Origin of the sequence: Rhodonellum sp., assembly GCF_030656585.1 — a bacterium.
In the GTDB taxonomy this organism is placed as follows: Bacteria; Bacteroidota; Bacteroidia; order Cytophagales; family Cyclobacteriaceae; genus Rhodonellum; species Rhodonellum psychrophilum.
Genome location: NZ_JAUSPP010000020.1, coordinates 1 through 23640, shown reverse-complemented (window position 1 = coordinate 23640; position 23640 = coordinate 1). Strand labels below are relative to the sequence as shown.

Annotated in this window: 19 protein-coding genes; 10 read left to right on the top strand and 9 right to left on the bottom strand. The window is 42.4% G+C overall.

The window, feature by feature from the left end:
• The first annotated feature begins 16 nt into the window (after positions 1 to 16).
• The gene (locus tag Q7J63_RS04400) at positions 17 to 1651 is read left to right on the top strand and encodes a hypothetical protein (RefSeq protein ID WP_304884269.1); all 1635 of its coding nucleotides are present in this window, start codon (positions 17 to 19) and stop codon (positions 1649 to 1651) included.
• A gap of 14 nt (positions 1652 to 1665) precedes the next feature.
• Here Q7J63_RS04400 and Q7J63_RS04395 read toward each other — a convergent pair whose 3' ends face one another.
• From Q7J63_RS04395 to tilS, 7 genes are all read right to left on the bottom strand, one after another.
• On the bottom strand, positions 1666 to 3294 hold the full coding sequence (locus Q7J63_RS04395; protein ID WP_304884267.1) for a mechanosensitive ion channel family protein: 1629 nt from the start codon (positions 3292 to 3294) through the stop codon (positions 1666 to 1668).
• Positions 3295 to 3505: 211 nt separating this feature from the next.
• Positions 3506 to 5548 (bottom strand): LruC domain-containing protein, encoded by a 2043-nt coding sequence (locus Q7J63_RS04390; protein WP_304884265.1) that lies wholly within the window; start codon positions 5546 to 5548, stop codon positions 3506 to 3508.
• A gap of 105 nt (positions 5549 to 5653) precedes the next feature.
• Positions 5654 to 6340 (bottom strand): LytTR family DNA-binding domain-containing protein, encoded by a 687-nt coding sequence (locus Q7J63_RS04385; RefSeq protein ID WP_304884263.1) that lies wholly within the window; start codon positions 6338 to 6340, stop codon positions 5654 to 5656.
• Between the two features lie 267 nt (positions 6341 to 6607).
• Complete coding sequence (locus tag Q7J63_RS04380) at positions 6608 to 9334, bottom strand: hypothetical protein (protein WP_304884262.1); 2727 nt, start codon at positions 9332 to 9334, stop codon at positions 6608 to 6610.
• A 110-nt stretch (positions 9335 to 9444) separates the two neighbouring features.
• Entirely contained in the window at positions 9445 to 10383 is a 939-nt protein-coding gene (mdh, locus tag Q7J63_RS04375) for a malate dehydrogenase (protein WP_019600497.1), read from the bottom strand.
• 428 nt (positions 10384 to 10811) lie between these two features.
• Positions 10812 to 11333 (bottom strand): Crp/Fnr family transcriptional regulator, encoded by a 522-nt coding sequence (locus Q7J63_RS04370; protein WP_019600499.1) that lies wholly within the window; start codon positions 11331 to 11333, stop codon positions 10812 to 10814.
• Between the two features lies 1 nt (position 11334).
• Entirely contained in the window at positions 11335 to 12651 is a 1317-nt protein-coding gene (gene tilS, locus Q7J63_RS04365) for a tRNA lysidine(34) synthetase TilS (RefSeq protein WP_304884258.1), read from the bottom strand.
• Positions 12652 to 12700: 49 nt separating this feature from the next.
• Between tilS and Q7J63_RS04360 the strand changes: the two genes are divergently transcribed.
• The 9 genes from Q7J63_RS04360 (at position 12701) to Q7J63_RS04320 (ending at position 22103) form a co-directional block, all read left to right on the top strand.
• Positions 12701 to 14317 (top strand): OstA-like protein, encoded by a 1617-nt coding sequence (locus Q7J63_RS04360; RefSeq protein ID WP_304884256.1) that lies wholly within the window; start codon positions 12701 to 12703, stop codon positions 14315 to 14317.
• Positions 14318 to 14509: 192 nt separating this feature from the next.
• On the top strand, positions 14510 to 15223 hold the full coding sequence (locus tag Q7J63_RS04355; protein ID WP_304884254.1) for a T9SS type A sorting domain-containing protein: 714 nt from the start codon (positions 14510 to 14512) through the stop codon (positions 15221 to 15223).
• A 70-nt stretch (positions 15224 to 15293) separates the two neighbouring features.
• The gene (locus tag Q7J63_RS04350) at positions 15294 to 16226 is read left to right on the top strand and encodes an outer membrane protein assembly factor BamD (RefSeq protein ID WP_304884252.1); all 933 of its coding nucleotides are present in this window, start codon (positions 15294 to 15296) and stop codon (positions 16224 to 16226) included.
• A gap of 7 nt (positions 16227 to 16233) precedes the next feature.
• On the top strand, positions 16234 to 16551 hold the full coding sequence (locus Q7J63_RS04345) for a DNA-directed RNA polymerase subunit omega (RefSeq protein ID WP_019600504.1): 318 nt from the start codon (positions 16234 to 16236) through the stop codon (positions 16549 to 16551).
• Positions 16548 to 17756: a bifunctional phosphopantothenoylcysteine decarboxylase/phosphopantothenate--cysteine ligase CoaBC gene (coaBC, locus tag Q7J63_RS04340; protein ID WP_304884250.1), complete on the top strand. Its 1209-nt coding sequence runs from the start codon at positions 16548 to 16550 to the stop codon at positions 17754 to 17756. The genes Q7J63_RS04345 and coaBC overlap by 4 nt, the downstream gene beginning before the upstream one ends.
• A 40-nt stretch (positions 17757 to 17796) precedes the next feature.
• Positions 17797 to 18699 (top strand): DUF4835 family protein, encoded by a 903-nt coding sequence (locus Q7J63_RS04335; protein ID WP_304884248.1) that lies wholly within the window; start codon positions 17797 to 17799, stop codon positions 18697 to 18699.
• 39 nt (positions 18700 to 18738) lie between these two features.
• Positions 18739 to 20391: a DNA repair protein RecN gene (recN, locus tag Q7J63_RS04330; protein ID WP_304884246.1), complete on the top strand. Its 1653-nt coding sequence runs from the start codon at positions 18739 to 18741 to the stop codon at positions 20389 to 20391.
• 182 nt (positions 20392 to 20573) lie between these two features.
• Complete coding sequence (locus Q7J63_RS04325; RefSeq protein ID WP_019600509.1) at positions 20574 to 21389, top strand: enoyl-ACP reductase; 816 nt, start codon at positions 20574 to 20576, stop codon at positions 21387 to 21389.
• Positions 21390 to 21464: 75 nt separating this feature from the next.
• Positions 21465 to 22103: a DUF2911 domain-containing protein gene (locus tag Q7J63_RS04320; RefSeq protein ID WP_304884243.1), complete on the top strand. Its 639-nt coding sequence runs from the start codon at positions 21465 to 21467 to the stop codon at positions 22101 to 22103.
• A 237-nt stretch (positions 22104 to 22340) separates the two neighbouring features.
• Here the strand turns inward: Q7J63_RS04320 and Q7J63_RS04315 are convergent, their stop codons facing one another.
• Positions 22341 to 22739, bottom strand: coding sequence for a hypothetical protein (locus Q7J63_RS04315; RefSeq protein ID WP_019600511.1), 399 nt, complete (start codon positions 22737 to 22739; stop codon positions 22341 to 22343).
• On the bottom strand, positions 22736 to 23640 hold a 905-nt coding region (locus tag Q7J63_RS04310), incomplete at its 5' end, for a DUF4221 family protein (protein WP_304884240.1). The genes Q7J63_RS04310 and Q7J63_RS04315, both read right to left, overlap by 4 nt.

The following is a 23640-nucleotide window of genomic DNA, read 5'->3' as shown; positions in this document are numbered from 1 at the left end:
TAAGACCAAATCCAAAATGATTTCTTCACTACTGAAACACATTTCTTTTTTCATTCTGCTAATCCAGGCTTTCCCACTTTTTGCCCAGGAGATCCAAGAAGAAAAGGTGTATGTGCACCTGAACAAAACCATCGCCATCACGGGAGAATCGATTTGGTTTGACCTTCGGGTGGCAACTTCCTCCGGGGAATGCCATTCCAGAATCGTCTATGGAGAATTGGTCAATCGGGAAGGAAAGGGCGTTCAACAATCTATTTTTACCTTGGAAAATGGAAAAGCAGAAGGAAGTTTAGAAATCCCGGGCAACCTTGTTTCCGACCATTATATCTTGCGATTTTATACCCGCATCAGCCCAATGATGGGAAATGAAGGAATTGACAATCAGTTTATCACCGTCATCAACCCCAAGAACCCACCAAAAACCGGCACAAATAAGACCAGTGGATTGCTCCATTATTCACCAAAAAAAGCAAGCCTCCAAGAAAACCTGATCTCCGAAAGTAATGCCAAAAAACGATCCATGTTGACACCTGATCTCGGGGGAATGGAAGGGAAAAACATGACGATTTCCGTCTCAATAAAGAATCCTTTTCTGCTGGATCGTTTTCAGGGGAGGTTTGATAACAAGATTTACCAGGCGCAACAAGGGGATAAAAAATGGATCCCGGAACCTTTCGGCCATGTGGTCTTCGGCAAAAACCTCGTTCCCGAAATAGACACCACGGAGACATTTTTTCTCTCTTCCCATGGCAGCCAATCCGTTTTGAACACCGCCAAACCCAAGCCCAACGGTGATCTTTTCTTTGATTTGGGAGCGTTGAAGCAATATGATTACTTTATCATCCAATCCTCCAAATGGGAGCAACAGTTGAATTTCTCCATACAATCCCCTTTTTGCACTTTGAAATTCAAAGAGGACTTTGTTTTCCCAGAACTCATCTTGGAAGAAAAAGACAGGCCTTTTTTACTGGATCTGATCGCTGCGGGGAAAGTCTCCCCCTATTTCTATCAGCCAAAATCAACTGATTTTCAGTCAATTGTCACGGGATTCGTAGCGGATAAAACGTATTTGCTGGATGATTATACCAGATTTGACAAGTTGGAAACCGTGTTGCGGGAATATGTGCCGGAGGTGGCCGTAAGAAGCCAGTCCAAAAAAACAGTCTTCAAATTACTGAACTCACCCATCAGTGGCATTTTTGAGCAAAACCCATTGATGCTGATCGATGCCATGCCGGTGTTTGACAGCGATGTGATGGCCACATTCAACCCGGAAAAAATCCAAAAACTAGAAGTGCTTTCAAGGGAGTTTTTTCTAAATGCCGATAGATTTGCCGGAGTGCTTAGCTTCACCTCTTATGAAAATGATTTTGGGGGATATGAGCTTCCTGCCACTGCTTTGTATTTGAACTACCCCCTGATTCAGCCAAAAAAAGTGCTCCAATCTCCACATTTCAATGCCAAAAGAGACCAAAGCAATTTCCCGGATTTCAGGAATGCTTTGTTTTGGAAATCAGAGATCATTTCCACTGCTGACTTTGACAAGATTTTCACCTCAGAAATTGAAGGGGAATTTGAAATCACCATCAGCTTTTATGATGAAAAGGGTGATTTCAAGATGCTTCGGGATGGATTTGAAGTAAGAAATTGACTAGGTTTTTTTCCTTAGTTCAAATCCTTTTTATTGAATTCGGTCTTCATGAATTCCTGAAGTTTCAATTGGTAACCAGCCGCATCATGGGAATATTCGGGAACCATTGACTTCTTCTCCGGGAAAGTTTCCATATGCAACGTCTGCGTTGGGAAGGCAAACCTTACCCCAAGTTCATTGGCCAATTTCAAAATCCTGATCAACAATTCATGCCTTGCCTGCAATTCGGCGGCCCAATCCGGGACACGGAAAAACACATAAAACATCACATCGAGGCTATAAGCTGACAAATTATTGAAGTAAATGTTGAAGTTTTCCTTCCGTGTATCCGGATGGGCGATCACGATTTCCCTCAGTCCATTCACAAAAGCCTCCACCAATTCCGGCGGTGTATCATAGGTAATGGTGAGGGTCGTGTAGAAACGCCTGTACTGGCGAAGACCGTGATTGTCAATGGTGGCATCCGCGATTTTTCCATTGGGAATATAGGTAACCGAATTCCTGAATGTCCTTACCCTGGTGGACCGAAATCCGACTTCTTCCACAGTCCCATCCACATCGCCACTGGTGATCCAATCCCCCACCTGAAAGGGCTTGTCGATAAAGATCATAATGGACCCAAAGAAGTTTTTGATCGTATCCTGGGCGGCCAAGGCAAAAGCCAAACCCCCGATGGAAAGACCGGTCAAAAATGGCAATATGTCAATCTCCAGGCCTTCCTTTAAAATATAGAGTGTTCCTACGATGAGCACAAAGGCTTTCATCGTTTTTCTTACCAGAGGAACCAATTGGTCATCCAGTGTAGAATCTGTTTTACTGGCAAGCCTGGCGAAATAAACTGCCACGATTCCCACGATTTTGTAAAACACAAGGGTAATGATGAACGGTTTTGCGGCACTGATCAGCATGGTAATCCAAGAGACCACCTCTATCGGCAACTGCAGCAGCCTGATAAAAAGCGAGAGCAGCATGACAACAAAGTAAATACTTGTGATCCTGGCCAAGGGAAGCAAATATTTCTCTCCGGTTTCACCATAATTGAAGCGCTCGAGGAAATGCAATAGCCCTCTGTCCACCAAAAAAGTAATCACTTTATGGAAAACAAAAAGCATCAATATCAGAATCAAAATACCCGCCAGTTGCCAGAATTGAAGGCCAAAGTAAACCTGATTGCCCAGCTTGGGCAATAGATTCAATAATTTTCCCGTACCGAAAGGATAGGTTTCCTGATGCAGTTCGTTGATTTGTGAAACGGAGAAAGCACTGAATTTCCATTCTCTACCTTTTTTCTCCAAATAAATGCTGGGAAGGCGCTTGGCATCAAAAAAATATCTTGCCTGATTGTTCTTGAGAGAGTCTAGGTAATTCGGCTCATTGGGAACCTCGTTCAGCCTGACATAAATCCCCTTTCCGTCAAAAATCTGTTTCAATTTAATGGTTAATTTTACCGCTTCCGCCTTTTCTTTGGAAGAGAGGGAAAGCGACTTTGAAGCCGCCTCCGGCTCGTAATTGTCTGGCCTTAGGTTGTAAAAAAAGGTAAGTGTTGTATTATAGGGCGAACTTAAATTGTGGTATTCTTTTGGATCAACCGGGATCTGGTTTTCATCCAGAATGACTTGCCCCATCCCAGGAAAGGCAACCATAAAAAAAAAAAGAATTGAAAAAAGAATTGAATTACTATTAAGCATCATAAACGTTTTTGTATTTCGAACACAAAAATAGATATACTAGCCGGATACAAAAAATTTTATCAGAAACATATCCCATAAAGGACGCGACTTGGACTCTTGTGATTTCTAAAAAAAACAGACTGCCTTCCTAAGGAAGGGCAGCCTGTTTGATATGTACATTGATTTATTTGTTGTAAAGCAGGGATTTGTTGAGGTTTTCACCGTTGTTTTCAAACCAATCTTGATTTGTCAAACCACCTGAAACTGCCCAATTCCTGAATTTTAGATAGCCTTTTGAAAAGTCAACCCCTTCCACAACGTGACTAATCGTTTTAGGCACGTACAGCCCCCAATTGAGTCCGTCAACGCTTTTGTAATAGACACCCCTATTGGGATCCGTTCTATCTTTGTTGCTTCGGAATATTTTTATATCAGCCAAATCGGTAGGTTTTCCACCTAAGAGATGGACTTCTTTTCCCCTCTCCCCATTCCCAATAATCATAAAGGGGTTGTACGGAAATGATCCCAGTTCTTTTCTGCTCAATGCGTTTTTAAATATCATTTTCACAACTAGGGTATCTTCCTTATCATGGTTCCTTTCACTAAGAAAAACATTCGCCATTCCAGGCATTTTGAAGTTGGCATTGTCAAAAACAATCAATGAAGAAGTTCTTTGGCCCGATTCCAGACCGTTTGACAGTGTTTTGATATATCCTTCTGAATGTCTGTATCCAGTTACTTTTTCCACACTCTCAGGCGAAATAGGGAATTCAATCCCAAATCCGTTTTTATTGTTCGCACCAGTAGCCCTGATGACCACTTTCAGTTCCAGCTCCTTTATCAGATTATTTGAATTGGTTATTTCCTTTACATTGTACCCCAACACCAAATCATTCATGTCAAAATCTCCATAACTTGGCCATAGATCCTCAAACATCAATGTGCCAAAAACACCCTTTCCTGGTGAGAAGTTATCAAATGCGCGATCCTTGTCATTTGGATAAAGGTCCAAGATATCATCCACACCATCAAGATCTGAATCCTTTGAATTATTATTGCCAACTGGTGCATAATCAGCAATACTGACACCTGTTATTGGATTCCACTTGGCATAAAAAACAACATCATTGAAATCATGATCACAACTGCTTTTGTCCCTTAAGAGGTCTTCCCAACCCATAAGCAGCACCCTTTCGGTTTGGTCATATAAGAACACCATGTGCTCTCTCAAGTTTGGGTCTTTGACAATGGAATTCAATTCAGCTTGTGAATAAATGACTGCATTCCCCTTTGTCAAAACCCCTTTCCAGCCATCTGCAATGAGAAACCAACCCACATTGGTGTCTTTGGAAAAACCACCACCAGGCAGATCCCCTTTTAATTTAACCTTGTCTCCAGATTTCAAAGCAGAAATATTGGGATAGATAATTGTTAGGTTTTTGATGTCTGCAGGTATTTTTGGTTCCTGGCCATTCTTATAATAATAGTATCCAACAGCATTCTTGTACCCTGCCCCATTGTGGACGAAGGTGATCCAAACTTCTGCATCCTCATTTAAAAAAAGTTGTCTCTTATATTTATTGCTGAGAATTTCGGGATTGTGCTTTCTGACGTCTGATCTTTCCGGCAAATTTGCGGTTACACGACGAAGAAATTCTGCGTTTATCAGATCACTTTGGCTAAAGTATTCGGGTCTCCCATTTTTGTCCCAAGTCCCCAATGTGGAAAAGTCTTCTGTAACGGATGAAAGCCGCAAGTAACTGGAATTTAAATTCGCTTCCTGGGCAGCAATTGCCTCAGGATTCGAAGCATCTATTTTGTGGATGATTTTGGAACCCACGACAGGAACCACGACAAGCGGCACTGCTCCGATGAAATCGGTTGCCAGCCATATTTTCTCCAGACTGGAAGGCAAGCTCAAAGTTGTGGTTCCTACGCCATTGTTGTCCAAATAAATGGATTGAATAAAATTTCCATTGTCAAAGGGGTTGCCGTCATAAATAGAATAGGTTATTTTTCCCAGTGGGACATTCACCCTTAAAAAGGACCGGATTTCCAAATCCACATTCTTCGAGGTCGAAAAGTCAAATCCATCGGGTGGTTTGATCCCCGAGTAGCCTTCTAACACTTCGTTTGGATTTGTGTCCGATTGGTTTTCATGTATTTGACAGGACGTCATTGCCATCAATACCATCAAAACAAGTAGATAACCTTTTCTAAGTACCATAATATTCTTTTAAATTCAAGTCACAAAAATAGTGCGTTCAAACTAATTCATTTATTTTTCTCGATAAACACCCCATTTTATTCGATCAAATGAATTTTGATGAATTCACTCTTCAGAAATCAACCCAATTAGGGTTTTTTTATAGGTGTTGCTCATCGGTAATTCTTTGTTGTTCACAAAAACACTTTTCCTGCCTATTTTTTGAATTTTATTAAGCTTGACTGCATAGCTCCTGTGTATTCTGCTAAAATCCTTCCGAGGCAATTTATCCAGCAGGGATTTCATTGTGATATGTACAATGTGTTTCTTTTCCAATGTATGCACAATCATATAATCTGCAGAGGCTTCTATGATCAAAACATCTTCAATTTTGATCTTGACAACCCCTCCATCTTCTTTTGAAAACAAATGTGTGGATTCATTGACGTTTGGTTTTTCTGCAGCATACATTCCGATTGCCTTTTGAACCCCTTTTTTTAACTTAAGTTTATCAATGGGTTTGACAATATAATGAACGGCATCTTGTTCAAAGGCCTCAAAAGCATATTGTGGTTTAGAAGTTACAAAAATGGTAAGCGGCTTAACCTTCAGCTCCTGTAAAAACTCTATCCCACTCTTTTCAGGCATTTCCACATCCAAAAAAATCAAATCAACTTTTTGATTGCGGGTTAGGTCCAAGCCTTCCATGGGACTTCCACAAACACCTACCAAATCCAATTCTGGGATTTCGGAAATATATTTTCTTAGGAGCTCACGTGACAATAAATCGTCATCTATTATTATACAATTCATTGAATAATTTTAGTTGGCGTAAATTAAACCCGGGATAGGCATTAGATTTCCCAATGGGGCTTGAAACTGCAAGAAAACCTGACTAATTGAAAAGCAATGCATATTATTAATAGGGTGAAGTCAAAAATTGTAAACAAAGACTGATTTTTGGGCAATTTCAGGCTGAATTAGAATTGCTGATGCATCACACGGGCAATAAAGTAATCATGGAGGATGGCCTATGATCTGGGTGAATTTTAGGTTTTAATCCGATTTACTCATTTTTTTCTAAATCGGGAGTTTATACTCTTTAAATCGGAATTCTTCCACATTGTAGATGATGTATTCATTTGTGGCTGGAGAATATTTCACTTCTATTTTTCCAGTACCGCCGATGGGTTGTGCGTTGAGCAACTCTCCCTTGAGATCATATAAATATATAAACTCCTGTGTTTTATCAATCAATACAAAGAGATTTTTGTCCCCGCCAAAGGAGAAAAATTGAAATGCCATCTCTTCTGCGGAAATATCCTTGGTAAACAATACTTTGTATTCCGAATCCATGATGGTCACCTTGTTGTATTCCTGCACCACAAAGAGGTATCGGTCATTGTTTTGATCCTTTACCAAATTGAACTTGCTTTCGCGATCAGGCCGCAACAATTGATTTCTGTAAGTGAGTTCTCCCCTGAAATTTACCTGGACGACTTCTCCATCTTTGGTGATGGTGACGATTCTAGTGTCTTTTGCACTCCCTCTCTCGAGAAGGATATAATCCGTGGTGAGGGCATCGCCAAGTCGAATGGGACTGCCTATTTGTGCTTCTCCCCTTCGGTTGAAAAGATAAAGTTCACCTTTGCTGCTGAGCGCAAGCATTTGGTCCCCAACTCCTGCAATTCGGTGATGTGCCGGGACGGTGGCAAGCGGACCATTCACTTTTTTGGGATTCCATCCGTCCAAAGCCTTCCCTTGGTTATCCAACAGGAATAGGTTTCCCGCTTCGGTTGCCACGAAATAGCGGTAGTCCTTATTGTTGCTGTAATCCACCAGATTGAGGTGCGTAATGGCTTCTTCGGCTGGATTCACAGGGAATCCAGGAATGGAAACGCCGAAGCGATCAATGGCGTAAATATTTCCACTGGTGGCAAAAAGCAGTTGGAGCTTGCCGTTTTTGTAATAATCGATCTGGAAAACTTCCGAAACGACGGGCCCGTCCAATTCCTGAGAAAACACCACCTCTCCCTCAGAGGTGATTAGGTAGAGCTTGTTCAATTCGTCTTGGATGACAAACTCCACACTTTTGTCATTGAAATTCTGGATGCTTTTTGGTCCATAGAGCAGTCGGTCACTGAATTGAACCGATTTATTTTCGGTGAGCACCACACTCTGCACAGATTTAATGGGATCCAAATTGTAGCCAAACGCCAAATTGACTTCGTTTTTACCGTCCTTGCCGCTGACATTCATGGCCACCATATCCATGGATTTTAGCTGTGGGGCATATTTTTGGAAAAACACTTTCCAATTGGGAAGGCTCATTTCGACGACGCTGTTCCAGATCCGTGGCACATTGATCACGAAATTAAACCATGCAGCACCCGAAACCCCTTGGACAAATCGCCGCTGGGCGATGGATTTCCCCCAGGTATTGTCGCTGTACACATCATCGATGAATATTTTCAGGGATTTACTGCTGTTGGCAAAGACGAGCATATTTTCCATCCCTGTGATGTAGGTGTCTCCAAAGCCCATGAATTTGCCGTCAAACAAATGTGCGGGGAAATCTGACTCAGAAATCATGAAAATTTCTTGGTTTTGGTAATAATCCACGGGGATCAGGGACAAATCAATTTTCTCCAGACCCAGATTAAATTCCTTCAGCAGCTGAATCTGCTTTTCCACCTGATCGGACTGGATCAAAAGTACCCGATCCTGGGGCTCGTTGCCGACAGTTTCCAACATCAAGTAGGCCAATTGTCCCTTCAAATTTTCCATAAACCCCTTTTCAATCAGGTTTTTCTCAATATCACCAGTCAAGGTACTTCTTGGCTGAAACCCATGATTTTCAATTTGTTGGAGTTGATCTACATTTTGGACTTGGTACTGGAAATATGCTGCGGTTCTATTGGAAATGTAATTGCTAAAAAACTGTCCCTGAGTGGACGCCAAAGGCTTAAAATCGATCTTTTGACCATCCAAAAACACCGCTATCCCGTCAAGGACAATTTTATTATCGGCAAACTTAAGCTCCAGATTTGCCGCCAGTTTGTTCTTTGAAAAATTCTGGATCAAGGGCATTTGGGCCTCGCTGCTGATTCCCGCGACCAAATTGGACAGTCCCTTGCTGCTCAGTCGAAAGACGCCTAGTCCTTTTGGAGAGGGGAGTTCGGAAAACAATTCCTTGTACTCGTCCTTGAAATTGCTCAGGGGGTTGTCTTGTGAAAAACGGATGGCTTCTTCCACCAAAAATGAGGTATAACTTGCGACCAGGACATTCCCGATTTTGGAATATGTCAGGTTTCTTTCAAGGTTTGTGCTTTGAAATTCGAAAATCTCAATGTTGCTGTAATTTCTTTTGACAATCTTGGATAAATCAGGAAGATTTTCTTCCAATTCTTTGATAAAGGATTCGTCTGCCCCTTTTTTGAATGCGATGGTGAACAAAAAATCAAACTCGTCCCTACCGACGGCATGTAAGGAAATCGCCATTTGGTTGCCCTTTAAGGACCGATCCAAACTGCCGGACCTTCCTACCAAACTGTCCAGCGAGACCAATTGGTCTTGAATATTTTTGATCGAGGGCAATTCGGAAAGTCTCTGCCAAATCGGCTGGGTGACCAATTGGTTCCAAGCCTTGATGGGTTCCTCTGTTTCAAACACAAAAATAGCTTCGGACGAAATGAGCTCCAATGCATTTGTTTCTTTTGTAAAAAAACCCCCTTTGTACAGGAAGTAGGAAGCAGCTCCTAGGCTCAATACTAAAACGATGACTAAGATTTGCTTTATTATGCTCACTGCTGTCCTTTTATTTTTTGGGAAGTTAATTCAATCGGGGGCTAAAAAAATAAGAAAACCTGAAATCCCCTATAAATAACCGGGGATTTCAGGTTGGATGCCGTTTGCAATTAGGCTTTTGCCAAATTGTCCAACACAGCCATTACTTCTTTGACGTGTCCTCTGGATACTTCCAAAAGGGCTTTTTCGTCAGCATTCAAATCCAGTTCAAGCACTTTTTCAACACCGTTTTTGCCCAAAATTACCGGTACTCCCAAGTAACAATCGTCGATGCCGTACTCTCCTTCAAGTTTGATACATACTGGAAAAACCCTTCTTTGGTTTTTCAAAATGGCTTCCACCATCTGCGCTGCCGCTGCTCCTGGAGCATACCATGCGGAAGTTCCCATCAGTTTCACCAATTCTCCTCCTCCGGATTTTGTTCTTTCGATGATCGCATCCAATTTTGACTTTTCGATCAATTCAGTCACGGGAATCCCCGCTACTGTGGTATATCTTGGCAATGGTACCATGGTATCACCATGTCCACCCAAAAGGATGGCTTGAATTTCTTTGGGAGAAATATTCAACTCCTCTGCGATAAAAGCCCTGTATCGGGCTGTATCCAATATTCCAGCCATTCCAATCACCTTGTTTCTAGGCAGTTTGGAAGTAATGTGTGCCTGATATGTCATGACATCCAAAGGATTGGACACCACGATGATGATGGCATTGGGAGAGTGTTTTACGACACTTTCTGTGACGATTTTCACGATTCCTGCATTGGTTTGAATCAAATCGTCTCTGGTCATTCCTGGCTTTCTTGGAAGACCAGAGGTGATCACGATGACATCCGAATTCGCAGTTTTGGAATAATCGTTTGTACTTCCTACAGTTCTGCTGTCATACTGGTTGATGGGGGCTTTCTGCCAAATGTCCAAAGCTTTGCCTTCCGCTACACCTTCTTTGATGTCCAACAAAACAATTTCTTGAGCAATCTCTCTGTAAGCCAAAACATCGGCGCAAGTCGCTCCAACATTTCCTGCTCCAACTACGGTTACTTTTGTCATAATCTATGATTTATATTTAAAATTTTAACTGTTTTATAAAAGCGATGCTAAGTTATTAAACAAAGGACATTTAATAAAGCAATCCTTTGATAACTTGCCAAAAGGTAAAAAGATGTGACGGCAAGGGTAATTTTTAGACCAATCGATGGAAAGTTTCCCCTTTCTTTGCCTTTGGTCCAAATTCTTTTTTTAATTTCCGCCAGTTTTTTTTCTTTTCCCGATTTGTCGAAATCCCCGATGCTGCGATCAGCCAAAAGTACTGAACAGCAAGTTGCCTGAAGCTTTCGGCTTTGTCAGTTGCCAAATCTACCCTTCAATTTTATTCGATTTCCGCCATGACATTCCACGGACAAACTGTTTGACCGATCATCCAATTTGATCTCCAGGCAAGGCCATTGTGCAGATACGATTTGAGGATAAAAACTTCCTTATCCTTTGTCAAACATCTCTCCCAGATTAAAGAACCCGAAAGAGTTCTGGTAGGATTTAAAGAGCCTTTGGTTGTTTTGGTCATAAAACTCAGACAGGGAAGTCATCATTTTTGCCTTGATTTTTGGATTTGTATTGAAAATCTCTTGGATGGAAAAATGGGGAATGACCATAAAATCCGCCTCTTCCGAACTCACCATTGCGGTATAGATCCGTTTGGAATTTTCCAAGAGTGAATTCTCGCCAAATGCTTCCCCCTTTCTGACTTTCTGGATGATTTCAAAATTGCCTTTGATGTCTAGAGTGAGGTTTACCGTCCCGGATTTGATCAGGTACAGTGCTTGGCTGGGATCATTCCTAAAAAAGACAATCTCATCCTTCAAATATTTACGGTTATGGATGGCTGGGAAAAAACTCGCCATTTCAACGTCTTTCAACTTCTCAAAAAACCTGATTTGACACAAAAATTGAAATACTCCCAATTCTTCCGAGCTGAAAGTTTTAGAAAATGGATTGATCATGTTATGTTTTTTTGAAATATAAAGTGCGTTTGGTATTGGCATCACATTTAAACCTGTCACTGATCCTGTATCCCATCACCCAGGCGATTTGATCTCCTGAACACAAAACCGTTACGGTTTTTTTGTGGATGAGCGGGATCTTCAAATCTATCAATAAATCGCTGATTTTTTTTTCGTTTTTCATCCCTAAGGGAACAAACTTATCCCCCAAGGTCCATTTCCTTACCGTGAGGGGGAATTCCAAGCGGTCCATGTCCAGCATTGCATTTTCCCTGGCCCTGTCCAACTCATGTTCCCCACTGAGGTGGATCAATTCATAATGATGGTTTTTGATTCGGATTTGGATGTCCGTCGCTTGGATATCGATTGGTTCCAATTCAAAATCATCCGAGCCCACGATCAGCATTTCCCTATCCAAGTTGATGACGTGGGTCTGGGAAAAATAGGTTTTGCCAGGCTCCTTTTTTTGGATCCCCTCCATAATCGAAACCACATCCGAATAGTTGAAGCCGTATTCCCTGAGCCAGTAATAAAGCATCGAATTCTTGCCTGGGAGGAATTCGATCGCATCCAAAGGGAGATAAAAGTGGTCTCCTTCCTGACGGACCGCATTTTTCTTCCATTCCCCGAAAAAATAAAAAAAGGCCCTTCCTGTGTCCTTAAGTCTCTGAAAGCTGAGATCAATGGCCGACAAGCCGTCCGGAAACCCTTCAGCAAGCAAAGGGATCACCTGGTTTCTCAGGAAATTTCGTTTGTATTCATTCTTGAGGTTGCTGCTGTCATTCCGCCAAACCTTCCCGTTTTCCTCGAGATATTTCTGGATTTCCACCCGGCGAAAAGGCAGCAGTGGTCGGATGATATTGCCCCTTCTATCGGCCATTCCATAAAGCCCTTCGATACCTGTCCCCCTCAATAAATTGAGCAGCTTGGTCTCAATCTGATCTTCAAAATGGTGGGCAACAAGCACTCCCTCAAAATGATGCTCCTTGATCAACTCCTCAAACCATTGGTACCGGAAATCCCTGGCACCCATTTGGACGGATTGGTTTCTCTCTTTGAAATCATCTTCTTTTGTTTTATTGACAAAAACAGGAACCCCCCACTCTTCCGCCAGCTCCCGGACAAAAGCCTCATCTCCCTGACTTTCCTGACCCCTGAGCTGAAAATTGACATGGGCGAGGGAAAAATCAATTCCGGCAGCCTTCAGCAAATTCCCCAGACAGACACTGTCCATTCCACCGCTGATGGCAAGGAGATAAGGTTTGTGGGCATCCAAAAGATTTTTTGAACGTATATGTCGGATAAAGTCGTCAACCATGAACCAAAAATACCATTTTTGGTTAATTTTGCCGCTGACAAATAGCCAAATGATCAAAAACACCCTTATTCTTTTATTTATCCTCCTTTCCTATTCTCCCCAAGGGCTCTTTGCCCAAGCTGGAAACATGTTGGAAATACAGCAGGCGGAAGTACTTCTTGGGGCCAGAGGGTTTGAAAGATTGATAGGGGATGTCAAAATGAAACACCAAAATTCCCTTATCTATTGTGATTCCGCACATTTTTATCGGGCAGAAAACATGGCAAAGCTTTTTGGAAACGTCAGGATCATCGATCAAAAAGACCCGGTCACCACCACCAGCAGGTATGCCGAATATGATGGAAACACACGCGTTGCCAAATTGAGAAACAAGGTGGTTTTCAAAAATGAAAGCACTACGCTTTACACTGATTTCTTGGACTACAACCGGGCAACCGGTATTGCCAATTATTTCAATGATGGCAAAGTCGTGGACAGCACCAATGTCCTGACCAGCGAAAATGGGGAATATGAAACTGCTCTCGAAAAAATCACCTTTACCGACAAGGTCGATTTGGTCAACCCGGATTACACCTTGAAAACGGATTTCCTGATTTATAGAACCATCCCGAAAACTGCAGAGACGGTCTCCATCACCAATATCATTTCCAAAGATGGAAACAAATTGAATGCCCAAAAAGGGAGTTTTTACGATACCGAAAACAAAATCTTCACCTTCTACGAAGGGGATGCAGAAAGTGAAACCAGCAGGGTTTCGGCGGAAACACTCTATTATGATGAGGGCAAAAACTATTATGAAGGAAAGGTAAACGTCAGCGTTTACAACAAGGAAAGGGAAGTGGAGATTTTTGGGGAAGAAGGAAAATACTGGGAAGAGCGCAAATACAGCGAGGTCTATGGCAATGCATTGGTTCGGAAGTACTTTGAATCGGACACCTTGTACATGATCGCCGACACCCTGATCTCCCAAGACCATGAATTGGCAGAACAAAGGCATTTACTGGCTTTCAACAAGGTCCAATTGATGAAGGCCGACCTGTACGGAGTGGCCGATTCGATGGCCTATATTTATGCGGATTCCACCATACATCTTTATCAGGACCCTGTACTTTGGAACAACAAAAGCCAAATCACGGCAGACAGCATCCATTTTGTCATCGCAAACGAGAATATTGAAACCGCCTTTTTGAAGCAAAAAGCATTTGTCATCACCAAAGACACCCTCAATAATTTCAACCAGATAAAAGGGAGAAGGATGACCGGGAATTTCCTTGACGGAAAAATGAGCAAGCTGGATGTAGAAGGAAACGGGGAATCCCTCTATTTCGACCTTCTTAATGACAGCACCCTCAGGGGAGTAAACAAATTGCTCTGCGCCAGGATCCTGATGTATTTCACGGATGGCAATATCAGCAAGATCAATCACCTGATCAAACCAGAAGGGTCGTTCACTCCACCCCATATAATGAAGGAAGAACTGAAGAAATTAGAAGGTTTTGTGTGGAGAGAAGAAGAAAAACCCACCATGGAGATCATCAATGCCTGGAGAAAGCCAAAAGAAAGAGACCCAGATCGCTTCGATTTTTTCAACGAACCTAATGTGGTCATTCCTGCCCCAACGGATGAGGAAATACAGAAAGCATTGCTGGAAAAACAAAAAAAATAATCTGTAAGAATCCAATCGGCCGCTTTTTTGATCGATGGGAAAAGCCAAACGAAAGGCTTGTGAAAAAATTTTACATTGATTAACAAAATTTAACCCATAACCCTTCCAAAGTACAAACCTAATCGGTAAATTTATTCGTATTAATAAATAATTTCCTACACGAACATTCCCAGCTTATTGACAAAATTTTACATGAAAGCCCTCTTTCTCTTCTGTGCATTTCTGCTAATGCTCGCTCCGTTTTTGGAGGCCAGGCAGATACGTGTGCTTTCTGAAAACATTGAGTTTACGGGAAAGATCGGTTCCTCCCAAAGAAAATCCATCATTCTCCAAAACGAAAGCAATCAGGCCAAGGAATATGTGCTCAAATTCCTTCGTGGAAATATCGGTTCTACCCAAAACATCAAACTTTGTATCGGGGACGAATGCTTTGATCCAAGAAAGGATCTGGCGAAGATAAAATTGACCCTTCAGCCAGGGGAAATATTCACGGACATGTATCTTGAGTTCTTCTTGGGCATCACCGAAACAAGAGGGAATTTTGACCTGCATTTCACCAATACCGCAAACCTTCGGGATGTATTCATCATTGAAGCCGTTTACAACACCGTAAATCCCAATGCCAACGGCAATGACACTTTCCACAGAGACATCTCCATCGGTGAAGTCTATCCCAATCCGAGCAATAGAGTAGCCTATATCGATTATGAATTCAAAAATCCTGCGGCCTTGGCCAAAATAAGCATCAATAGTTTTATTGGAAACCCTATCGGAGAGTTCAGACTGGACCCCATGCAAAAAACCTTGGTGATCAACGTCAGTGAGTTAAATCCTGGGGTTTATTTTTACACTTTATTTGTGGACAACAAAAATATCGTCACCAAAAAGCTCGTTGTCAAGAAGTAGCTTCTGCAAAGCACTCCATTCTAGGTTTGATACAAATTAATAAAACCTTATATTTGCGATTCCAAAAATCATGAAAAAACTTTCTCTCTATATAATTCCCATTCTCCTTGTTTTGTCTTTGACCTCTTGTGGCAAATTCTACAAGCTGGAAAAAAGCACCAACTGGGAAGAATTGTATACCGCAGCCAATGATTACTATGCCGCTGGCGAATACAACAAAGCCATGATCCTGTATGACAAGGTCCTTCCGGTGATCCGGGGCAGTGAGCGTTCGGAATTGGCGGATTTCAATTATGCCTATTGTCATTACCGCACCAAAAGGTACATAGAGGCCGCTGGTTACTTCAATACTTTTTATCAGACGTATAACAGAAGCCCCTTGGCAGAAGAGGCCATGTTTATGAATGCCTATTCCCTTTATCTGGATTCACCGGATTTCAACCTGGACCAAAAAAGCAGCAGGGATGCCGTAAATGCCATTCAGCTTTTCATCAACAGGTTCCCCGAATCGGATTCCTACGAAAGAGCTACTGCCATGATCAATGATCTGCAAAAGAGATTTGAGGAAAAAGCCTATCAGGAATCTTCACTTTATTTCAAAATGACCGCTGGATTGTATCCAGGTGATTTTTATAGGGCTTGTATCATCAATTTCCAGAATTTTGCAAAATCCTATCCTGACAGCCAGTACAATGAAGAACTGGCTTACAAATTGGTGGAAGTATCTTCCGCATACGGAGAAAGAAGTGTTTTTGACAAAAAAGAAGAAAGACTAAAAAATGCATTGGGCTTTGCAGACCAATTCAGAAGAAAATATCCCCAAAGTAAATACCTGGGAAAAATTGACGGTCTGGTCATCACAACCACCAAAGAGCTCACCACGCACCAGAAATTGAAACTAGATTACAATGAGCAACTGGCGAAAGCCAAAAAGGAAGCTGAGGAAAAGGCGGCAACGCCCGAAAGCGAAAAAAAAGAAAACAAATCTGAAATCAATCAATAAAATAAATATGGCAATCAATCCCTCCATCATCACAAGAGACTTGGATAAGATAGCGGCTCCTACAGACAATCTGTACGAATCCATTTTTGTTGTGTCCCAAAGAGCAAAACAAATCGCTTCCACCATGAAGGAAGAGCTCAACAACAAACTTTCAGAATTTGCCTCCACTGTGGATAACCTTGAAGAGGTTTTCGAAAACAAAGAGCAAATTGAAATCTCCAAGTTTTACGAAAGAATGCCAAAACCTACCAACCTTGCGATGGAAGAGTTCTTGGAAAAAAAGATCTATTTCAGATATCCAGTAGAGGAAACTCCAGATAAATGAGACTCAAAGGTAGGCGAATCCTTTTGGGCGTAACCGGCAGTATTGCTGCTTACAAATCCGCCTATCTCACCAGGTTACTGGTCAAAGAAGGGGCAGAAGTACGCATCGTCATGAGTACTTCTGCCCTTGATTTTATTACACCCCTTACCTTGTCCACGCTTTCCAAAAATCCGGTTCTCCACCAATTCCATGTGGAAGAAACGGGGGTATGGACAAACCATGTGGAATTGGGCCTCTGGGCCAATCTTTTTTTGATAGCACCCATCAGTGCAAATACACTCGCAAAATGCGCCAATGGCATTTGTGACAACCTGCTCTCCGCAACTTATCTTTCCGCCAGGTGCCCAGTGATGGTCGCTCCGGCAATGGATCTGGACATGTACCAACATCCTTCCGTAAAGGCAAACTTGGATAAATTGATTTCCTTCGGCAATATCGTGCTGGAAGCAGAAGACGGTGAGTTGGCCAGTGGGCTTTCCGGACAGGGAAGACTTATGGAGCCCGAGCATATTCTTGATCAGGTCATTGCCCATTTCTCTGCCGAAAAAAGCTTCGCTGGGCAAAAAGTAATGATCACCTCAGGACCAACACAAGAGGCCATCGATCCTGTGCGGTTCATCAGTAATCATTCCAGTGGAAAAATGGGCGCTGCACTCGCATTGGCATTTGCCAAAAAAGGAGCGGAAGTGCATGTGATATTAGGCGAGGGAGCGGTGAAACCCGCCCACCAAAACATTCAGATCCATCCCGTCAGAAGTGCAAGCGACATGTTCCAGAAGGCTGAAAATCTTCATTCCCAGATGGACATCAGTGTCTTTGCCGCGGCCGTCGCCGATTATTCCCCAAAAATTGCAGCCGTCGAAAAAATCAAGAAACAAGGTGAAACCCTTACCTTGGAATTGGTCAAGAACATAGACATTGCCCTCAATCTGGGGAACAAAAAACTTCCGCATCAGATCCACGTCGGTTTTGCGCTGGAGACCGAAAACGAGGCTTTTCATGCCAAGGAAAAATTGGCCAAAAAGAATTTTGACATGATCGTGCTCAATTCCATGAAGGATGCAGGCGCCGGATTCAAACACGACACCAATAAGGTAACCTTATTTTTCAAAACCGGGAACCCTCAAACCTCCGAAGTATTGCCAAAAGACCAGATTGCCGAATTGATCCTTTCGGGTATCAAAAGCCTTCCGGTCCTGATCTAAACTCAAATTTATGGTTATCTTTAAATTCCAAAAGATAAGTATGCGCGTTTTAGGAATCTCCTTTTTATTGCTTTTTTATTGCTTCAGTAGCTCTGCCCAAGAGTTGAATTTTACCGTCATCATCAACAGCGACCGCGCCAGAACGCAGGAAAAAGATGTTTTTGAAGACATGAAAGTGAGTTTCGAGCAATTTTTGAACGGGCGAAACTGGACAGGAGATGATTTTCAGTCCTTGGAAAGAATCAAAGGCAACATGCTCATCACCATCAATGACATGCCTCAAGTTGGCTTCTACAATGCCACGGTGCAAGTGCAGACGGTAAGACCCATCTTTGGCACCAATTACGAAAGTATGGTCTTTAATTTCATTGACAGAAATTGGTCCTTTGAGTTTTTACAATCGCAACCCCTGGAATTCAACCGGTTTTCTTTTCTCAACAATATCAGTTCCCTCCTTGCCTATTATGCATACATGGCCATTGGAATCGATTATGACTCCTTCGCTTTGCGCGGTGGGGATTCCTATTTTGAGATCGCGAATGCTATCGTAAACAATGCACAACAAACCCCTCGTCCGGGTTGGAGCCAAAATCCGAGTGACAGGAGAAATCGCTACTGGCTAATCAATGACATTTATATCTCTTCCGTTTTCGCACCCATCAGGGAAGCGTATTACCTCTACCACCGAAGAGGAATGGACATCATTCTCAGAGAACCTGAAGAGGCTTATAAAAACATATTGGCCGCGATCAAGTTGGTTTCCGATGCCAATCAAGCGCAACCCAACAGTATTTTCACCATTGCCTTTATCGATGCAAAAAGCGATGAAATCACCAAAGTCCTAAAAAAGGCATCAGCAGAAATCCGGACCGAAGCAGTAGGGTATTTGCTGAAAGTTGATCCCAATAATGCCAGAAAATACAATGACCTTCTGAAAGGTTGAGTTCAAATTGTTAGCTTTGCCTTGTAAAAAACAAACTCAATGCTCAAATCCCTCAGCATTACCAATTATGCCCTAATCCACTCCTTGGAAATGGAGCCCAGCAAATCCCTCAACATGATCACGGGAGAAACCGGTGCAGGAAAATCCATCATGTTGGGAGCAGTGGGGCTCTTGTTGGGAAACAGGGCCGATACCAAAACACTTTTTGATTCCGGCAAAAAATGCATTGTCGAAGGCCAATTCTCCATCGAGGATTATGGCTTGGAAAGTTTCTTTGCTATGGAGGAATTGGATTTTGAGATTTCCTGTATCATCCGAAGGGAAATCAGCCCCACGGGGAAATCCCGGGCATTCATCAACGACACGCCTGTCAAACTGGAGACACTGAAAGAATTGGGAAAGGCCTTGATGGACATCCATTCACAGCATGACAATTTACTTTTGGGCGAAGGGGATTATCAATTGGACTTGATCGACGCATTTTCCCAATGCCAAGCAGAACTATCCGAATACCAATCGGCATACAAGGCTTACCAGCAAAACAAAAAAGCCTACGAAAAACTGTCACAGTCCGCCTTGGAACTGAACAAAGAGGCTGATTTCAATAAATTCCAATTGGAAGAACTTTCTAGCCTGAAACTCCAGGAAGGTGAGCAGGCCGACTTGGAAAGCATGCAGGAAATCCTGGAAAATGCCGAAGAAATCAAGACCAAGATCAATGAGATTTTGGCTGCCATCAATGACGATCAATTCGGTGCCATTCAGATGCTTGGGACGGCCAACCAGGGATTGCAACAATTGAGGAGGTATGCGCAGAAATTTGACGCTTTCAATGAACGCTTTCAAAGTGTACTCATCGAGCTCAAGGATATCGCCGAAAGCCTCGAAGATGAAGACCAAAATATCGAAGTAGACTTCGAAAAACTCGAAACCGTCAGAGATCGGTTGAGCAAAATCTATCACTTGCAGAAGAAGCATGGACTGGATTCTGTGGAAGCCCTGATCGTGTTGGAGCAAGAACTGGCGGACAAGGCATTTCGGGTAGATCACTTGGAAGAAGCCTTGGCCAAGCTCAAAAAAGAAATGCTGCTTTCTGAAAAATCAGTCCTTTCCAAAGCCGAAGCCTTGAGCAAGAAAAGAAAGTCGGGTTTCAAGCCCTTTGGCGATCAGCTCAGAGAATTGCTGGAACAATTGGGAATGGAAAATGCGCGGGTGGAATTTTCCGCCCAAACCATCGTACCTACAAAAAGAGGAATTGACCAAATCGACATCCTTTTTTCCTCAAACAAGGGAATCAAGCCCCAAGCCCTGAAACAGGTAGCTTCAGGCGGTGAATTTTCAAGATTGATTTTTGCCATCAAATACATCATGGCGGATAAAATGGCATTGCCTACGCTGATTTTCGATGAAATAGATACGGGCGTTTCCGGAGAAGTCGCCCTGCAAATGGTCAGAATGATGCAGGATATCGCACGAAAACACCAGGTCATCTGCATCAGCCACCTCCCACAGGTCGCCGCCAAAGGGGATCAACATTATTTTGTTTACAAAGACAACAGTGCCGAAAAAACCATCAGCAAGATCAAATTGCTCAATCCGGTAGACCGCATCACGGAAATCGCAAAAATGATCGCAGGCGCAAATCCCTCTGCCACCGCTTTTGAAAGTGCAAGAGAACTTCTGGAAAAATAGCCATTGATCAATCAAAAAAAACAGGGCTAAGGAATCACTTTCTTTGGCTACAGGTAGGGTAAAGGATGATTTTTGCGGACAAAAAACCGATCATTCATGGCCTAGGGGTTTTGGGTTATGCACTCCTCATAAATTTCCTTATTTTTACCGATTCAATTTGAACCAACCAAAAAAGAAATATCATGTCTGAGAATTTACTGAAAGGAAAACTGGGAATCATCACTGGCGCTTTGGACGAAAATTCCATCGCCTGGAAAGCAGCCCTAAAAGCAAAGGAACAAGGTGCCAAGTTCGTTTTGACCAATGCCCCGATCGCCATGAGAATGGGCGCCATCAATGAACTTGCGCAGGAATGCAATACCATTGTGATCCCGGCAGATGCGACTTCCCTCGAAGACATTGAAAAACTCTATACCGAAGCCAAGGAATATCTTGGAGGCGATTTTGACTTTTTGCTTCATTCCATCGGCATGTCCCCAAACATCAGAAAAGGCCGCTCTTATGGTGACCTGAATTATGATTGGGCGATGAAATCCTATGATGTCTCCGCAGTTTCTTTCCACAAGATGATGCAAGTAGCCGAAAAAATGGATGTGATGAAAGAATGGGGTTCCATTATCGGATTGTCCTACATTGCTGCACAGCGCGTGTATCCTTTTTATACCGATATGGCAGATGCCAAAGCCTTGTTGGAAAGCATTGCCAGGGGATACGGCTATCGCTATGGAAAACTGAAAAAAGTAAGGGTGAACACCATTTCCCAATCACCGACCAAAACCACTGCCGGAACAGGAATCGGAGGATTTGATTCTTTCTATAATTTTGCAGAGACCATGTCCCCCTTGGGAAATGCATCCGCGGAATCCTGTGCAGATTATATCATCACGATGTTTTCTGATCTTACCAGAATGGTGACCATGCAAAATCTTTTCCATGACGGAGGCTATTCCAACACCGGGATTTCGGAAGAAATGATGGATAAATTGAAAGAAGTTTAATTTTCAGAAGCCTCTTTTGAGAGGCTTCTTCTTTTTTTGAATAGAACCCGCTTACAACAAAACGCCCTTACTAAAATGAACAACATTTTAAAAATTTCAACCTGCGCGTTGGCAGGACTTCTTATTGCTTGTAATCCTGAGAAAAAAGAAGTCGAAACCACTGCGCCGACAACAGAAATCTCTCAACTCGAAAAAGAGCACCTTTTGGAAATGGTCGGCTATGCGGACAGCGTAAACCTTGGTCTTGTGGACGACACCATCAAGGGTAGCGCAAGAAGGGAAGCCAAAGGTAGCATTGGAGGGACTGAGGTCACCATAAACTATGGCTCTCCTGGAAAAAGGGGAAGAACGATTTGGAACGGATTGGTCGCTTATGACCAAGTTTGGGTAAGTGGCTCACACTGGGCAACTGCAGTCACCTTTTCGAAAGATGTGGTAATCGATGGCACCGAGGTAAAGGCTGGAACCTACGCTTTCTTCACTATACCGGGAGTTTCGGAATGGACGGTGATCCTGAACAAAAACTTTGATCAACATTTGGCGGATGAATATGATGAAGTGGAGGATTTAGTAAGAATCATTGTGCAACCAAAAGAGCTTGATCATGAAGTTCAACGATTGACTTACGAAGTAGAAAAGACCTCAGATGCCGATGGGCTTATCTCCCTCAGTTGGGATCAAATCAAAGTTAGCATGCCATTCAGCATCAAATAATCACAAAGCTGTCCGAAAGGGCAGCTTTTATTTTTTGTCGCAAGTGGAGTTGCCCGCCAGCCTGTTTTTCCGTTTTGAAATATATTTCGCACGACCCTAAAGATGACAGGAGCCTGTAAATTAGACCTCTAAATCATGCTATTAAACATCAAAAATGAGTTTTCATAGCGATTAATCAATTACCAGGAATAAATTAAGAAGTAAAATGCTACCCAATTTGCCTCAAGAATTTAAACTTTATTCGATTTGTTCGTTTACCCATCCATCACCATCATGATAAACACGAATGGCTTGACTGACAAAAAACCCCATCTTTTTATTGATTTCTAATGAATCTAAATAGAATCTTTTTTCTAAAATGGTCTCATGAAATCTGTCTTCAAGAACTGCTTTATTTCTTAGCGCAAGGATGATATAAACATCTTGAGAAGATTTATCTTCTATCTCCTGATAAATAGCCTCCCTACAGGGCAAACAACTATAATCGGATAAAATGATGTAGCGCTGGGAAATCAGGGGTGGTTTCTTAAGTATTGACTCCAAATAAACCAGCGTAAGGTCATCTTTTGATGATCTTTCAGTGCACGACACTGCCAAAAACCCCTGTAAAATAAGTAAAAACACGATATTTTTCATTCTACCAAAAATGTCTTGAAGTACAACTTATCCTCATTTTCGAGGTCCACATACGTAATATTAAAACCCTTTTCATTGACAAAACACCTGTCCAGGTAAATGCCCTTTTCTGATTTTTTCAGACGCATCTCCGCCACCTTTCGATAATCTTGCTTTGTGTCAAAAGCCATCACCACCATATTCCTCGCTCTTTCAAGAGGATCTCGAAGCATGTCCTTGTTGTAGCTCACATTGGGCTCTTCCATGATCCTGTAGATCAGTTTCCTGTAAGGATCCCAGTGGACAGATCCGAATAAATCATTGTCCTGCCAATGAGATAAAAGAGCATCAGAGTTTTCAATTTCTTTTACTGTTAGTGGTGGTACTTTTTTGTGGCCCTCCGGAAAGGCTTCAAAATCATGGATGAGATTCATCACTCGATCCGTGATGTAAACCCGCTCATCCGCCGCATAGCTGTGCACAAAAAAATCCTCTTGGCTATAATCTGAAGAAATCATTTTAAAAAACTCCCCCCATATCTTGCCTTGCATCTTCTCAGGATAACCAAGCAAGGGTGTGATCTCTTCTGTCCCGAAAGAATAGGAATTGAGCGAGGTCTTAGTGTTGAATGCATCTACAGAAGATGCTATTATATTAGGTGCGCCCGAAACAAAAATCTTGTCTCCGATCTTCCTAAAAAAACGGTTTCTGCTCCACACTGGCATAAATGTTTCCTTGGACTTAGGCCAACCCGTGTTTTTGTCTATTTCATCGTTTTTCCCCATGAAATCCATTGCCTTGACTATTTCAAACTCCTGATTGATCAGATAGACCTTATAAGCGCGTCGCCTGTTTAAAAAAATACTGTCCTCATTTAAAATATAAAAATCATGGATTCCAGATTGCAAATTAGGCTGGTTGT